Source organism: Mesorhizobium sp. RIZ17 (assembly GCF_051127865.1).
GTDB classification, from domain to species: Bacteria; Pseudomonadota; Alphaproteobacteria; order Rhizobiales; family Rhizobiaceae; genus Mesorhizobium; species Mesorhizobium humile.
The window spans coordinates 5,014,022-5,027,690 of the sequence record NZ_CP147861.1; the positions used below are offsets into that span (position 1 = coordinate 5,014,022).

The 13,669-nt window shown below is 62.7% G+C and carries 12 protein-coding genes; 5 read left to right on the plus strand and 7 right to left on the minus strand.

All coding sequences use genetic code 11. The features are described from left to right. Positions 1-69 precede the first annotated feature (69 nt). Positions 70-990, plus strand: coding sequence for a DMT family transporter (locus WDX12_RS24380; RefSeq protein ID WP_434722310.1), 921 nt, complete (start codon positions 70-72; stop codon positions 988-990). Further along, positions 987-1,712, plus strand: a complete 726-nt coding sequence (locus WDX12_RS24385) for a haloacid dehalogenase type II (protein ID WP_434722311.1) — start codon at positions 987-989, stop codon at positions 1,710-1,712. The genes WDX12_RS24380 and WDX12_RS24385 overlap by 4 nt, the downstream gene beginning before the upstream one ends. Positions 1,713-1,748: 36 nt before the next feature. Here WDX12_RS24385 and WDX12_RS24390 read toward each other — a convergent pair whose 3' ends face one another. Next, on the minus strand, positions 1,749-2,255 hold the full coding sequence (locus WDX12_RS24390) for a CAP domain-containing protein (protein WP_320298275.1): 507 nt from the start codon (positions 2,253-2,255) through the stop codon (positions 1,749-1,751). A gap of 224 nt (positions 2,256-2,479) precedes the next feature. Here WDX12_RS24390 and WDX12_RS24395 point away from each other — a divergent pair, with 224 nt between their 5' ends. After that, positions 2,480-3,304 (plus strand): DUF2189 domain-containing protein, encoded by an 825-nt coding sequence (locus tag WDX12_RS24395; RefSeq protein ID WP_434722312.1) that lies wholly within the window; start codon positions 2,480-2,482, stop codon positions 3,302-3,304. A gap of 25 nt (positions 3,305-3,329) precedes the next feature. Here the strand turns inward: WDX12_RS24395 and WDX12_RS24400 are convergent, their stop codons facing one another. The 3 genes from WDX12_RS24400 to WDX12_RS24410 form a co-directional block, all read right to left on the minus strand. Continuing rightward, positions 3,330-3,962 carry a LysE family translocator gene (locus WDX12_RS24400; protein WP_434722313.1) on the minus strand — a complete coding sequence of 211 codons (633 nt, stop codon included), beginning with the start codon at positions 3,960-3,962 and terminating at the stop codon, positions 3,330-3,332. Between the two features lie 109 nt (positions 3,963-4,071). Further along, entirely contained in the window at positions 4,072-6,045 is a 1,974-nt protein-coding gene (locus WDX12_RS24405) for a pilus assembly protein TadG-related protein (RefSeq protein ID WP_434722314.1), read from the minus strand. Positions 6,046-6,241: 196 nt separating this feature from the next. Continuing rightward, positions 6,242-8,110 carry a pilus assembly protein TadG-related protein gene (locus WDX12_RS24410; RefSeq protein ID WP_434722315.1) on the minus strand — a complete coding sequence of 623 codons (1,869 nt, stop codon included), beginning with the start codon at positions 8,108-8,110 and terminating at the stop codon, positions 6,242-6,244. A gap of 274 nt (positions 8,111-8,384) precedes the next feature. Here WDX12_RS24410 and WDX12_RS24415 point away from each other — a divergent pair, with 274 nt between their 5' ends. Beyond that, positions 8,385-9,245 carry a TIGR01459 family HAD-type hydrolase gene (locus WDX12_RS24415; RefSeq protein ID WP_434722316.1) on the plus strand — a complete coding sequence of 287 codons (861 nt, stop codon included), beginning with the start codon at positions 8,385-8,387 and terminating at the stop codon, positions 9,243-9,245. Between the two features lie 35 nt (positions 9,246-9,280). Beyond that, the gene (locus tag WDX12_RS24420; RefSeq protein WP_320298445.1) at positions 9,281-10,261 is read left to right on the plus strand and encodes a bifunctional riboflavin kinase/FAD synthetase; all 981 of its coding nucleotides are present in this window, start codon (positions 9,281-9,283) and stop codon (positions 10,259-10,261) included. A gap of 217 nt (positions 10,262-10,478) precedes the next feature. Here the strand turns inward: WDX12_RS24420 and WDX12_RS24425 are convergent, their stop codons facing one another. The 3 genes from WDX12_RS24425 to WDX12_RS24435 form a co-directional block, all read right to left on the minus strand. Continuing rightward, on the minus strand, positions 10,479-11,033 hold the full coding sequence (locus tag WDX12_RS24425) for an HdeD family acid-resistance protein (protein ID WP_434722317.1): 555 nt from the start codon (positions 11,031-11,033) through the stop codon (positions 10,479-10,481). Positions 11,034-11,158: 125 nt separating this feature from the next. Beyond that, a complete protein-coding gene (locus tag WDX12_RS24430) occupies positions 11,159-12,589 on the minus strand; it encodes a glycosyltransferase family 4 protein (protein ID WP_434722318.1) in 1,431 nt (476 codons plus the stop codon). Between the two features lie 10 nt (positions 12,590-12,599). Next, positions 12,600-13,628: a glycosyltransferase gene (locus WDX12_RS24435; RefSeq protein ID WP_434722319.1), complete on the minus strand. Its 1,029-nt coding sequence runs from the start codon at positions 13,626-13,628 to the stop codon at positions 12,600-12,602. Positions 13,629-13,669 lie beyond the last annotated feature (41 nt).

Below are 13,669 nucleotides of genomic sequence, written 5' to 3' on the forward strand. Positions count from 1 at the left end.
CGCCATAAGTCTGCGCGGACGGCTTTGATCCGCTTTTGGATCGAGGTGCCGGGGACAGAAAGCTTGACGATGCTGGCGCAAAACAAAGCCTATCCATTGCTGTGGCCGATCATGGCCGCCGCACTGGTCCTGAGCTGGAGCTCCGGCTTTGTCGGCATCCGCTTCACCAGCGAGAATGCCGATGTCATGCTGGTGCTGTTCTGGCGGACCTTGGTGTCCGGATTGATCCTTCTGCCATTCGCCCTCCTGATCGGGCCGCGTATCGGCGCGCGTGCGGTGAGTCAGCAGATGGTGTTCGGCGCGGCGACGATGTTTCTCTATCTGGGCGGGTTCGCCCTGGCCATCGGCCAACGTGTGCCGACCGGCCTTGTCGCGCTGATCTCCGATCTTGTCCCTCTCGCCATCGCGGCCCTGTCGCAACCGGTGCTGGGTCAGCGTCTCAGCGGCAGGCAATGGGTCGGAACGGCTCTCGGAGCGGCCGGCGTGCTCATCGTCTCGCTCGACAGCCTGACCCTCGGCACGGCCCCGCTCTGGGCCTATCTGGTGACGGTCGGCTCCATGCTGGTCATGGCGTTGGCGACGGTTGTGCAGAAGCGGATGGGAACGATCGATATGCCCATCCACCAGAGCCTGTGCATTCAATGCCTGACGGCAGCGATGCTCTTTGCCGTCTGCGCCGCATGGAATGGCGGGCTGGCGCCGCCTCTCGACGGCCGTTTCGCGTCCGGCATCGCCTGGCTGGTGCTGTTTTCGACCTTCTTCTGCTACGGCATCTATTACGCCAGCCTGCGCCTTTACAGCGTCGCCCAGGTCGGCAGCGTGATCTATCTCAGCCCGCCGGTGACGATGCTGTGGGGCTGGGCGATGTTCGGCGAGCCGCTGTCGACAGCGATGTTCCTCGGCCTCGGCGTGACCCTGTTCGGGGTCTGGCTCACCGCGTCGCGCGGCCGAATTCAACCAATCATGGACATCAAGGAGGTAAACCCATGAAGCTGACGGATTTCCAAGCGCTGACCTTCGACTGCTACGGAACCCTCATAGACTGGGAAACCGGCATGATCGACGGCCTGAAGCCGCTGACCGATCGGGTCGGCCGCGGCGTCAGCCGCAACGAGATACTGGAAGCGCATGCCCGCCATGAATCCAGTCAGCAGACATGGACGCCTGCAAAGCGCTACAGCGACCTCCTGGCGGTCGTCTACAAGCGGCTCGCGGAGGAATGGGGCGTCGTCGCCACCCGCGAAGAATGCGTGGCCTATGGCGAAAGCGTGAAGGACTGGCCGGCCTTTGCCGATACCGCGCAAGCGCTGCGATATCTCAAGCAGCACTACAAGCTGGTCATCCTCTCCAACGTCGACAACACCAGCTTCTCTTTCAGCAACAAAAAGCTCGGCGTGGATTTCGACGCGATCTACACGGCCGAGGATATCGGCTCCTACAAGCCTTCCGACCGCAACTTCAACTATATGCTCGAGAAGCTCGGCACGATCGGCATCGCCAAGGGGCAGATCCTGCACACGGCCGAAAGCCTGTTCCATGATCATGTTCCCGCCAGCCGCCTAGGTCTCAATTCCTGCTGGATCCATCGCAGGCACGCCGATCAGGGCTTTGGCGCCACGATGCATCCGGGCGAGGTGCCGAAGGTGGATTTTCGCTTCGACAGCATGGCCGCGCTGGCCAAGGCGCACGCTGAAGAGCTGCGCGGCGGCTGATCATCGAGCCGCCCGCAGGCGGTGGCTCTTCCAGCCTTACCTGCCGAGCACGAGCGCCCAATAGCGCAAGGCGGGATCGCGGCCGTCGCGCACATAAGCCAGCCCGAAACGGCTGAAGTCCGGATCGAGCATGTTGCGGCGGTGGCCGGCCGAATGCATCCAGATGTCGAACAGTTTTTGCTGGTCGAAACGGCCCTCGGCGATGTTTTCCGCCGCGGCACCCCGCACGCCATTGTCCTTCATGCGCGAGGCGAAATCCTTGCCCCAGCCGGTGGTGTGGCTCATGCGTTCACGCGAGGCCATGTAGCCGGCCTGCTGAAGTGCTGCCTGTTCGAGCTGCGCGTCCGGCGTCAGCGCCGGCATCCCAGCGGAGCTGCGGATGCTGGCTAGCGTCGCGGTGGCTGAGGAGGAGGCGCCGGCGCCTTCGCCGGTCGGCACCGTGACGGTGCTGCAGGCGGCGATGCCGGCAAGCGCTGCAAGGCCGGCAGCCTTGAGCAGCATGCGGCGGTTGAGATCGGGGAGGGCTGTGATCGAGATGCTCATCCGGCCTCTGATACCGGCGATCGTGGCTTTTGCCGGGCAGGCGATGAAAATCGCGTGATGCGGCGACTTTTCCCGGAAGATCGATTATGATGTGGTCGTTCTTGAAGTGGCAGCCACGGGCGGCCACCCACAGGCGGTGACCGACCCGCGTTGATCTGGCGCATGATTGCTTAACGAGAACCTTCTGGTTTTCGGGCTCATGCACTGACAAACGGAGGACGGTTATGGCCGGTTTTCATGTCATGTCGGACGCGTATGGGATGCACGTGCAGCCCACGGTGCGCCGCATCTCCACCTCGGACCTTTGGGACGCGCTGAAGCTCGGCGCCGAAGACTTCTGGGCCAAGCCCTCGCATTATGTGTTCCTCTGCCTGGTCTACCCGATCGTCGGCCTGATCCTGACGCAGTGGACCTCGGGCTCGAACGCCATCCAGCTCGTCTATCCGTTGATGTCCGGTTTCGCGCTGATCGGCCCGTTCGCGGCCATCGGCCTTTATGAGATCAGCCGCCGGCGCGAGCTCGGCATGAACACTCACTGGCGGCATGCGCTCGATGTCCGCCATTCGCCGGCGCTGCCGTCGATCGCAGTCATCGGCATCCTGCTCTTCGCGCTGTTCCTGTTGTGGCTGTTCACCGCGCAGTCGCTTTACACCAGCCTGTTCGGCGCCGAGCCGCCCGCCTCGGTCGGCGCTTTTGTGCGCGACGTGCTGACGACCGGCAAGGGCTGGACGCTGATCCTCCTCGGCAACGCCGTCGGCTTCGTTTTCGCCGTTGTCGTTCTGGCCACCACCGTCATTGCCTTCCCGCTGCTGCTCGACCGCGACGTCGGCGCCGTCTCGGCGATCGAAACCTCGGCCCGCGCGGTGATGGCCAACCCGCTGACGATGGCGCTCTGGGGCCTCACCGTCGCCGTGTTGCTGGTGATCGGCTCGATCCCGCTGTTTGCCGGGCTCGCCGTCGTCATGCCGATCCTCGGCCACGCGACCTGGCATCTCTACCGCAAGGTCGTCGAGCCGGAGCAAATCCGGCCTGAACGCCGGCCGATGTAGAATGGCAGTGTTCTTGGGGTGACGGCTACCTTTGCGCCTCGGTCGCCATCCTCAAGGCCAGCGCCGTCAGCACCGTGCCCATCATCCAACGCTGGACGACCAGCCAGAACGGCCGTCCGGCCAGGAAGGTCGCGATCGAGCCGGCGGTCACGGCGATGATGGCGTTGACGGTGAGGCTGATCGAGATCTGCGTCACGCCCAGCACCAGAAGCTGCGACAGAACATGGCCCTTGGCCGGATTGATGAACTGCGGCAGCAGCGACAGGTAGAGCACGGCCACCTTCGGATTGAGCAGGTTGGTCATCAGCCCCATGACGAAAAGCCTGCGCGGCCTGTCCCTCGGCAACTCGCGGACCTGGAAGGGCGAGCGCCCGCCGGGCTTCAGCGCCTGCCAGGCGAGCCATAGAAGATACAGCGCGCCGGCGAAGCGGAGCGCGTTGTAGGCGTAAGGCACGGCGAAGATGAGCGCGGTGATGCCGAAGGCCGCCGACACCACGTAGAACAGGAAGCCCAGCGCCACGCCGCCGAGCGAGATCAGCCCGGCTTTCGGCCCTTGCGACAGCGAGCGTGAGATCAGGTAGATCATGTTCGGCCCCGGCGTGAGCACCATGCCGAGGCAGATCAGCGCGAAGGTCAGATGGTTGGCGGCGTCGGGCATCGAGTGGCTCCAGCAAAGCGCGGCGGCACATGTGCGCGGCTTCACGAGAGGGCGCAAGGGCTTCGCAGCGCAAGCCGTTGCGCCAGATAATCGTTACTTCGGAACTCCGCTACCCGACCACGCGCAGGTTCGACAACTCGTTGGCGATCTCCTTGAAATTGTCGGAGAGCGTCGCTCCGGTCGCGTTCCAGAACAGCTTGGCCGGTTTGCTTGGGTCGGTCGGATCCTTGCGGAAGCGGGAATCGGAAGAGCAGGTCTTTAGAGCGGCCATCGCCTTCTGGTCGCTTGAACTTGCCGACGACATGTCGAGCGCGACCGTCATCACCATGATGTTGGCCGCCTTGGCGTTGTCGCACAGCTTCGCCATCTGCTCGTTCATCGCCGCGGTGTAGTTGCTCGACGAATAGTTGAACTGGCCGATGGCGCTCGACGTGCCGCCGAACAGGCGGGTGACCGAGGTGCCGTTGTAGCCGACGCCGGTGTAGCCATAGGCGGCATAGGTCGACTTGTTGCCGGCCGGATCTGAACTGACCGTCGAATAGGTGTTCTCGCCGTCGGTGAGCACGATGACGACCTTGTCGTTGCCGCGCTCGGTCTCCGGCCGTCCCTCGGTGAAGGGGGCGGCGCTCGACACGGTGCGCCAGCCCCAGGCCATGCCTTCGGGCACATTGGTGTTGCCGTTGGGCTTCATCAGGTCGATCGCCGCCTTGATGGCCGCAAGCCCGTCCGCGTTGGTGACGTCGGTGAGCTGGGTGATCGGCGTGGTGGTGCAACTGTAGTTCGGGCCGGCGCCCGAGCCCAGCACCGGAGCATTGATCGGCCGCGGCATGAAGTATTTGGCCATGTTGGACTGCCTTGTCTTGCCGGTGGTGCTCGACGGATCGTCGTTCCACCAACTGTTGGCGGCGCCATAAGTCACCGGCTTCGGTTCGTCAGGATCCTGTGTGACGTACCAATGGTTGCCGGGCTCGTCCGGCGCGAACATCGGCACGAACATGGTTGCCGGATCGCCGACGCCGATGCCGGTGTTGTTGGGGCCGCCTGAGGCCGGCGTGTCGTCGACGTTATAAGGATAGGGCCGCACCTCGACGCATCCCTGCCAACTGGCGAACGGGCCATAGGTGTCGTTGTAGTCGTATTCCGTGTGGCTGCTCGAACATGTGTGGTTCGAGCGATATGTGTCGCAGACCGTGCGCGCGCTGCCGACGATGCGTTCGTGGCTGGTGACCACCTTCATGTCCCGATAAAGCTCGAAACGGGTCAATATCTGGTTTTCCTCCGCGCCCCAGCCAGTACCCTTTTTGTACCAGATCCCATTGATTTTCTGAGCATATTTGTCAGGGGTATTCAGCGTCGACCAGTCGAAATTCTCGTTGGCGATCGGCGACAGCCCGTATGTGTCCATCCAGGGAGCATTGTCGTTATTCGTCCCCACATTGACCGAGGCTGCGAACGGCACGAGGCTGAACTGGACCGGCTTGTCGATCTGCTTGATCTGCGACGCCTGCTGGGCCAGCGTGTCGACAAGCTGCTTGGCGGCCTGCTTGAGCAGGTCGATGCGCTTTTGTCCCGTGCCGGTGCCGGGCGTTGTCATGGAGCCCGAATTGTCGAGCACCATCGCCACTTCCAGCGTGTTCTTCAGCCGCACCTGGGAGTCCATGTCGAGGTTGATCGACTTGTTCGCATCGACCGTGGATGCGCCGACGAGCAGCGAGGAGGACGGATAGAAGTAAGGGTGGTAGTTCAGCGTGGCGCTCATGGTCAGCAGACCGCCGCCGGCCTGGCTGGTTGGGAGCGTGATGTCGAGCGAGATGTTGGCGGGGTCGATGTTGTTGAGATTGGCGTTGAAGAAGTCGACCGCGTAGGCTCTGATCTGATCGTCCGTGGCGCCTTCGGCAAGCCGCCGCGCGGCGGCGAAATTGGCGGCATCGAGCGCGTTCAACACCATCTGCTTCTGGCGGTTGAGCTCGCTGAAGTCGACCGCCATCGCCACCGCCCCCATCAACGGCACCATGGCGATCGCAGTCATCAGGGCATAGTTGCCGCGCCGGTCGCGGCAGAAGTGACGCCAGAATTCACGCATTTCAGGTAAGCGGCCCCCCGCCGACGGATTTTCGCCGGGCCACACTTCCACAAAACGCTGAAGGACCGGTTTGGCAAACCGCTCGATTGCTTAACGGCGGCTTCACCAACCGCTAACCAAGCCAGTTGCAATGGCGTGGTCCACGACGAAAAACGCCCGCCGCGCGGCGGGCGTCGAGGATCGTTTGTCCTGCTGTTCAGCTGACGATGCGCAGGTTCGACAGTTCGTTGCCGATTTCCTTGAAGTCGTCCGACAACGTCGCGCCGGTCGAGTTCCAGAACAGCTTCTTGGGCTTGCTGGGGTCGGTTGGATCCTTGCGGAAACGCGAATCCGACGAGCAGCTCTTCAGCGCGGCCATCTGCGCCGCTTCGGCGGTGTTGCTGGAATTGAGGTCAAGCGCGATGGTCATGACGATGATGTTAGCGGCCTTGGCATTGTCGCACAGCGTGGCGAAATGCTCGTTCATGGCCTTGGTGTAGTTGGCATTCGAATAGTCGGTCTTGCTGACGTTGCTGCTGGTACCGAGGAAAATGCGGCCATAGCTGTAGGTAGTATTGTACGGATTCACATAACCAAGCGCCGAATAAGTAGATTTGGCACCCGCCAGGTCATTGGCCCCGAGCGAGTTTGGTGTGTAATACGTATTTGCGCCGTCCGTCAGGACGATCAAGACCTTGTCGTTACCTTTTTCATTCTCGGGGCGGCCCTCAGTGAACGGAGCTGTGCTGGAGAGGGTTCTCCAGCCCCAGGCCATGCCTTCCGGTACGTTGGTGGCGCCGCTGGCGGCCATGGCATCGATCGCCGTCTTGACGAACGTTGCGCCTGCCGTGGTCGATACGTCGGTGAGCGGCGTGATAGCGGTTGTGCTGCAACTGGTGTTAGGGCCTTCGTTCATGCCGTAGGCGGGCGTCACTTTGGTGCCGATGCCGGCATTGAAATATTTCGGCATGTAGCGCTGCCGCGCCGCGTCCGTACCGCTTGATGCATCCAAGTGCCAATTGCTGTAGGCGGAACGCGAAAAGCCGTCGGTGTTATCGGTCTCGTCAGGTGCGAACATAGGCACGAACATAGTCGCCGGTGTCGAGGTCGAGGCGGCCGTATCCTGAATGTTGTAGGGATAGGGGCGCGATTCGACGCAGCCGCCCCAGCTCGCAATTGGCGCGTACACAATGTTGGACGTGCAGTTGTTATTCCTGTCTTTGGTGCACGACGATATGCGCTTCATCCACTTGTAGATCGAGAAGCGCGTCAGCACATTGTTCAACTGAACTGGATCCCACGCCGAACCTTTCGCGTAGTAGTTGCTGCCGGATTTCACCGCATATTGGTTGGGAGAGTTGGCCGAGGTGAGCGTCGACCAATCGAGGTTCTCCTGGTCGAGCGGCGAGAGGCCTGTGGTGTCCATCCAGGCAGCGTCGGCGTTTGCAGAGCCGACATTGACCGAGGCGGCGAAGGGCACCAGGCTGAACTGGACTGACTTGGAAACCTGCTTCATCAACTGCGCTTGCCCAGACAGTTGGTCGACAAGCTGCTTGGCCGCGCTCTTCAACAGGTCGAACCGCACCTTGTTCGAGACGCTGATATCGGTCATCGAGCCCGAATTATCGAGCACCAGCGAAACTTCCAGCGTGTTCTTGAGGCGGATCTCGGACCTGGCCGAGAAGGTGAGGTTCGTCTGGCCGGCTGTTCCGCCGAGCAGCGCGACCGCGGCCGGCAGGAAATACGGCTTGTAGGTCATCGCTGCTTCGAGAACCAGCGTGCCGCCGCCAGCATTGTTGTTCGGCAGGGTCACCGTCAGCGTCGTGTTCGCTGGAAGGACATGCCTGAGATTGGCCTCGAAGAATGTCTTGGCATAGGCCTTGGCTTCGGCGTCCGTGGCGCCGGCGACGATCTGCTGTGCCGTCGCGATGCCGGCGGCGTCCAGTGCGTTGAGTGTCTCCTGCCGCTCCCGCACCAGCTCGGTATAGTCCACAGCCAATGCCACGCCGCCCATCAGCGGTATCATCGTGATGACCGTCATTAAGGCGTAGTTACCCCGCCTATCGCGAAAAAAATCGAGGATCATTGCGCTTTTCCCCCGCCAAGGACCCATGTCGAGATGCGACGATAGTCGTATCCAGTCTGCTACCATGGTCACAAATCGTTAAATTTCAGCTTGCGCGAAACAATCAACCACGCGCCGCCTTTTTGACGGCGCGTTAACCCTGTGCTTGCGGTATCGACTCGATAGGTGGCGACGGGGAAAGCTCGTGACAGGATGAAGCGCTTCCGTTATGCGGGACCAACCGCGGTGGACCCGGCCGTCGCGGCCTTGCCAGGGTCAAAATCAGGGACACAGCATGGCGGATTCGCCTGACATCATCGCTTCGCTCGACGATCTGGCGGGGCGCTACGCCGCAATCCTGTGCGACGTATGGGGCGTCGTGCACAACGGCGAATGGCATTTTCCGGCCGCTGCCGCCGCACTTGCAAGGGCGCGCGCGGCCAAGGTGCCTGTCGTGCTGATCACCAATTCGCCGCGTCGCAGCGCCGACGTCGTCGCCCAGATGAAGGTTATCGGCGTCCCTGCCGATGCCTGCGACCGGGTCGTTACGTCGGGCGATGTGACCCGCGACCTGATCGCCGAGGGACCGAGGAAGATCTTCCACATCGGTCCCGAGCGCGATTTCACGCTCTATGACGGGCTCGATGTCGATCTCGTCGAGGAATTCGAGGCCTCTGGCATCGTCTGCACCGGCCTTTATGACGACGAGGTCGAGAAACCCGCCGATTATGCCGAGCTGCTGCTGCGGCTGCGTGCCCGCAATTTGCCGTTCATTTGCGCCAATCCGGACATCCTGGTGGAGCGCGGCGAGCGCACCATCTGGTGCGCCGGCGCGCTTGCGCGGGATTACGCACAACTGGGCGGCCGCACGCTGATTGCCGGCAAGCCCTTCGCGCCGATCTACGATGTTGCCATGAAGGAGGTCGCCGGCCTTCTTAGCCGATCCGTCGAGCGCAGCGAGGTTCTCGCCATCGGCGACGGCATGATGACGGACGTCAAGGGCGCGGCCGACAACGGCTTCGACGTGCTCTATGTCTCGGGCGGCATCCACGCCCGTGACTATGGCGATCCGCTCCGCCCCGATCCAGAAAGGCTGGCCGGCTTCCTTGAAAAGCACGGCTACCGGCCGGTCGCCGTCATTCCGCGTCTGCAATAGGTTGGTGATCTGGCCATGACGGGCGCCTCGACATGATGCAAGCCTTCCAACGTCTTCCGGCGGTCGCGCCGCTGCCCGCGCATCTGCGCGGCGGCGTCGTGGCGATCGGCAATTTCGACGGTGTCCATCGTGGCCACCAGTCCGTCCTGGAGCGCGCGCTGACCGAGGCCCGGCGCAATGGCGTGCCAGCTTTGGTGCTTACTTTCGAGCCGCATCCGCGCAAGGTGTTCCGGCCACAGGTGCCGCTCTTCGTGCTGACGCCGCCGCCGATGAAGGCGCGACTGCTCGCCGGGCTTGGCTTTGCCGCTTTGGCCGAGCAGCCGTTCACGCGCGATTTTGCCTCGCTCTCGCCCGAGGCTTTCGTGACCGATGTGCTGGAGAAGAACCTCGGCATCCGCCACGCCGTCACCGGTTTCGACTTTCATTTCGGCAAGGACCGCCAGGGCGGCCCGGCCTTTCTGATGGCGGCCGGAGAGCGGCACGGCTTCGGCGTGACGCTGGTCGACGCCTTCCGCGATGAAGGCGCGGAGGTGGTTTCGTCGAGCCGCATCCGGGGACTGCTCACCGAGGGCAAGGTGGAGGAGGCCGCCGGCCTGCTCGGCTACCGTTTCACCGTCGAGGCCGAGGTGATCGGCGGCCAGCAGCTTGGCCGCACCCTGGGCTTCCCGACCGCCAACATGCGGCTTTCGCCGGAGGCGGCCTTGAGGGAAGGGATTTATGCCGTCCGCTTCCGTTGCGCCGACGGCACGCTCCATGATGGCGTCGCCAGCTTCGGCCGGCGTCCCACCGTCGACGACAATGGCGCGCCGCTGCTCGAAACTTATGTCTTCGATTTTTCCGGCGATCTCTATGGCCAGACCTGCCAGGTGTCGTTCTTCGGCTTCCTGCGCCCGGAGCTCAAATTCGACGGCCTGGATTCGCTGGTGGCGCAGATGAAGAAGGACGAGGCCGAGGCGAGGGCGCTGCTGGCGGGCGTGCGCCCGCTCTCGCAACTGGACGCCGAGATCGCGTTCTAGCTAGAGCAATTTCAGGAAAAGTGTGAGCGGTTTTCCGTCCGAAATTGCGTCAAAACAAGGAGATAGCGCGGTTCGCCGTTTCCGTGAAACGGTGAAACGCACTAATGCATGTCGCGCAAAAGTGACCTCGGTTTTGCGGCAACGACATGCATCAAACAAAGGACCTAAAGCGCGTCAACTGAATCCGTTTCAGCGCGACGCGCTTTAGTGCGTGCTTCTATCGCTTCAGCGCCAGCCCGATGGCGATGAAACTCCAGCCCTGGAAGACCAGGTCGATCGCCAGGAACATGCCCAGCACCCAAAGGCTGTTCACCGGCCAGCCCATGGCGATCATCAGGCCGAGCAGAATGGTGATGATGCCGGCCGCGAGCAGCCATCCCCAGCCTTGCTGTGGCCGATGATTGAAGGCCACCCAGGACCGCAAAAGCCCCGAGGCCACAAGCGCGATGGCCAACAGCAGCGTCAGCACCGCCGAGGCGAGCAACGGGTTGTCGAAGGCAAAGAAGCCGGCGACGGCGTAGAGCAGGCCGCTCAGCAGCCAATAGAAGAAACGTCCCCAGGTCTTGACCCCGAAGGCGTGGATGATCTCGATGACACCTGCCATCAGCATCAGCCAGCCGACGACATAGACCGAGGCGACGGTGGCGATGAACAGATTGCCGAAGGCGATGCCGCCGAAGATCAGCAGCAACACGCCGAGCGCCACGAACCATCCCCATTTGTCCCGCGTCTGGCCGATCGCATCCTTGAGAGCGTCGCTTGGCAAGGTCATGGTTTCATCTCCCTCGAAATTCACCACCGGTCATGCGGCGACAGGAAGCTAAACCCAATGGCATTGTCCGTCCAGCAACGCGGGCCGAACCCGCGGGTGGCCGGCTCTCCATGACCGTGAGGCGGTCACTGTCGCGATGGCCGGACTTCGTCCGGGAACGGTGCAAGCGTCGCCTCCAGTGTCTCCCGGCCGGCCTGCTCCCAGCTTCGCGCCACGAATTCTCTGGCCTTCGCTTCATATGGAGCACGGGCCGCGGGCGAGATGATCCACTCCCGCATGGCGTTTTCCCATCCTTCGATGTCGAGCGGATCAAGGCAGAGGCCCGAAGAGCCGACGACTTCGGCGATGGCTCCGCCCGTCGAGGCGATCAGCGCCTTTTCGTAGGCCAGCGCCTCGACGGGCGGCAACCCATATCCTTCATAGAGCGACGGGTACACGCAGAACGCACTGTTGCGGTAAAGGCGGGACAATGTTGCGTCATCGACATTGTCGAGATGGACAAGGCTCTTGCCGTAGTCGGGATGGCTGTGAAGCTTCGCCAGGACCCCGTCGACCATCCAGCCGCTGCGGCCGACGAAAACCAGCTTCATGCCGCTGCGCGCGACCGTTCCGTCCAGGACGAGGCGCCGCCAGACATCCATGAGGAGGGAATGGTTCTTGCGTGGTTCGATGGTGGAAACGAACAGGATATAGCGATCCGTCTCGATCCCGTCCGGCAGGCCGCCGTCCGCCTTCGATTTGCGGGCGCTGTCGCAGCCGAGAGGAACGTGTCTCAGCTCCGGCAGATGGACGCCGAGCTTGGCGGCATAGTCCTCGACATCGGAAGTGACGCGCCTCGACGTCAGGATGAAGCGGTCTGCCAGCCCGACCGCCAGATTCACATAGTCCGTGAATCTCTTGACGTCGTGCGGCCTGTACCATTCGGGAAACTGGATCGGAATGATGTCGTTCAAGAGCACGATCAGCTTTGCGCCGGCCGGGCGCGCCTCGCGCGAAATGACCTCGATATCGGTATGCGCCCAGTCGTTGTTCATCAAAAGCAGATGGTCGCCGGGCGAAAGATTGTATTTGTCGCCGGCCACGGTCCTGAGCGGGACGATCCGGGCGCGGGAGCCGTCCTCGCGGGCGACCTGCCGCCGCTCGTTTTCCTTCATCAGCCGGTTTTCGATCCGCTCGAGGAAACGGCGAAAGGGGCTGCCGGGATGGCGTCGGCCGAACGCGCCGATCTCCGTTATCAGGACCCGGCGCGGTCTCATGATCGCCATCAGCAATTGCCGCGCCCGGCTTGGCCAGCGATCGTAAAACCGCATCTTGATGCGGGCCGGATCCGGGTAGAAGCTCATATCGCACGAAATGTCGCCGGCGATGATTTCCGCCGCCATACCAGGCGAAACCTGTCTAAGGACCCGCTCGAAGGGGTCGAAGACGGTGAAGGCCACCTCGGAAGCCTTGAATGCGGCCGCGGCCGCCGCGTAGTGGCGTTGCACGCGGACCAGGCCGACCGGAGGGCCGAGCCAGCGCACCATGCTCGTGAGATCGACGACGAGACGCATCATTGAGGGCGCATCAGTTGAGCCGCATTTTCGCGGGACGCGCGATCATCCTGCGCCAGGCCAGCCGAGGGCCCAGCGCGAGCGTCCTGAAGGAGGGCGCGCCGGCAGCCGCGAGCAACAGCAGCTTTAGAGTGAGGGCCAGGGGTATGTCCGCGGTTCGCAACAGCAACTCGATGTCGCGTCTTTCCAGGCTGGAGATGCCGCCCCCCATAGCCGCGCGCGATGCCAGAAAGCTCGCGATCGCCTGCGCGGGTTGGCCGTTCGCGTCGAACGGCTCGGCGCGATGGCGACGCAGCAGCGCCGACTGCCTGGCCAACGCCGCGACCGCCTTTTGCTGATCTTCCTTTATGCGCGATACCTGTCCCGGATGCGATCTCAGCTTCACGAGCCGCGCATCCATGTTGGCCAGTTTTCCCGTTTCGGAAAGCCGCAGCCATAGATCGTAGTCTTCCGCATAGGTGAACGCGCGGCGGTAGCCTCCGGCGCGCCGGACGGCCTCGGCCCGGAACATCACTGTCGGATGAAGCATGGGATTGTACCTGGCCAGCGCGTCCCGCAATTGGTCGTTGCGGCTGGGGACGTCAAGCGGCCTCAACGGGTTTCCGTCCCGGTCGATCTGCAATCCCGCCGTGCCGAGCAACTGCAGATCGGCATTCGCCTCGAAACACGCCACCTGCAAGCGCAACCTGTCGGGCAGCGAGACATCGTCACAATCCATGCGCGCCACAAGAGGGGCCCGCGCGAGCGAAAGCCCCATGTTGAGCGCATCGACGATCCCCTTGCCGCGGTTGGCGACAAGCTTGACGCGGCTGTCACGGTCGCTGATCGACGTCGCGATCGCGGCGCTGTCGTCGCGAGATCCATCATCGACGACGATGACTTCAATATCCGCCAGATCCTGGTCCAGGATGCTTTGCAGGGCCTCGCCGACATATGGCGCGCCGTCTCGCACCGGAATGATCACGCTCACTGTCGGCAATGGAACTTTCCCTGCGATAATCGGCCGTGACCGAATGGCCGTTGAATTGTCGAATGTCGGCAACCTGGTTTCAAAATTCCAATTCCAAAGTTTCCTCGGTCTGT

What these genes read in the sequence shown, in the direction of transcription:
- WDX12_RS24405 (WP_434722314.1), bottom strand. Translation starts at nt 6,045, where the DNA reads ATGCGTGAATTCTGGCGTCACTTCTGCCGCGACCGGCGCGGCAACTAT.
- WDX12_RS24390 (WP_320298275.1), bottom strand. Translation starts at nt 2,255, where the DNA reads ATGAGCATCTCGATCACAGCCCTCCCCGATCTCAACCGCCGCATGCTG.
- WDX12_RS24380 (WP_434722310.1), top strand. Translation starts at nt 70, where the DNA reads ATGCTGGCGCAAAACAAAGCCTATCCATTGCTGTGGCCGATCATGGCC.
- WDX12_RS24400 (WP_434722313.1), bottom strand. Translation starts at nt 3,962, where the DNA reads ATGCCCGACGCCGCCAACCATCTGACCTTCGCGCTGATCTGCCTCGGC.
- WDX12_RS24410 (WP_434722315.1), bottom strand. Translation starts at nt 8,110, where the DNA reads ATGATCCTCGATTTTTTTCGCGATAGGCGGGGTAACTACGCCTTAATG.
- WDX12_RS24415 (WP_434722316.1), top strand. Translation starts at nt 8,385, where the DNA reads ATGGCGGATTCGCCTGACATCATCGCTTCGCTCGACGATCTGGCGGGG.
- WDX12_RS24420 (WP_320298445.1), top strand. Translation starts at nt 9,281, where the DNA reads ATGCAAGCCTTCCAACGTCTTCCGGCGGTCGCGCCGCTGCCCGCGCAT.
- WDX12_RS24385 (WP_434722311.1), top strand. Translation starts at nt 987, where the DNA reads ATGAAGCTGACGGATTTCCAAGCGCTGACCTTCGACTGCTACGGAACC.
- WDX12_RS24425 (WP_434722317.1), bottom strand. Translation starts at nt 11,033, where the DNA reads ATGACCTTGCCAAGCGACGCTCTCAAGGATGCGATCGGCCAGACGCGG.
- WDX12_RS24395 (WP_434722312.1), top strand. Translation starts at nt 2,480, where the DNA reads ATGGCCGGTTTTCATGTCATGTCGGACGCGTATGGGATGCACGTGCAG.
- WDX12_RS24430 (WP_434722318.1), bottom strand. Translation starts at nt 12,589, where the DNA reads ATGATGCGTCTCGTCGTCGATCTCACGAGCATGGTGCGCTGGCTCGGC.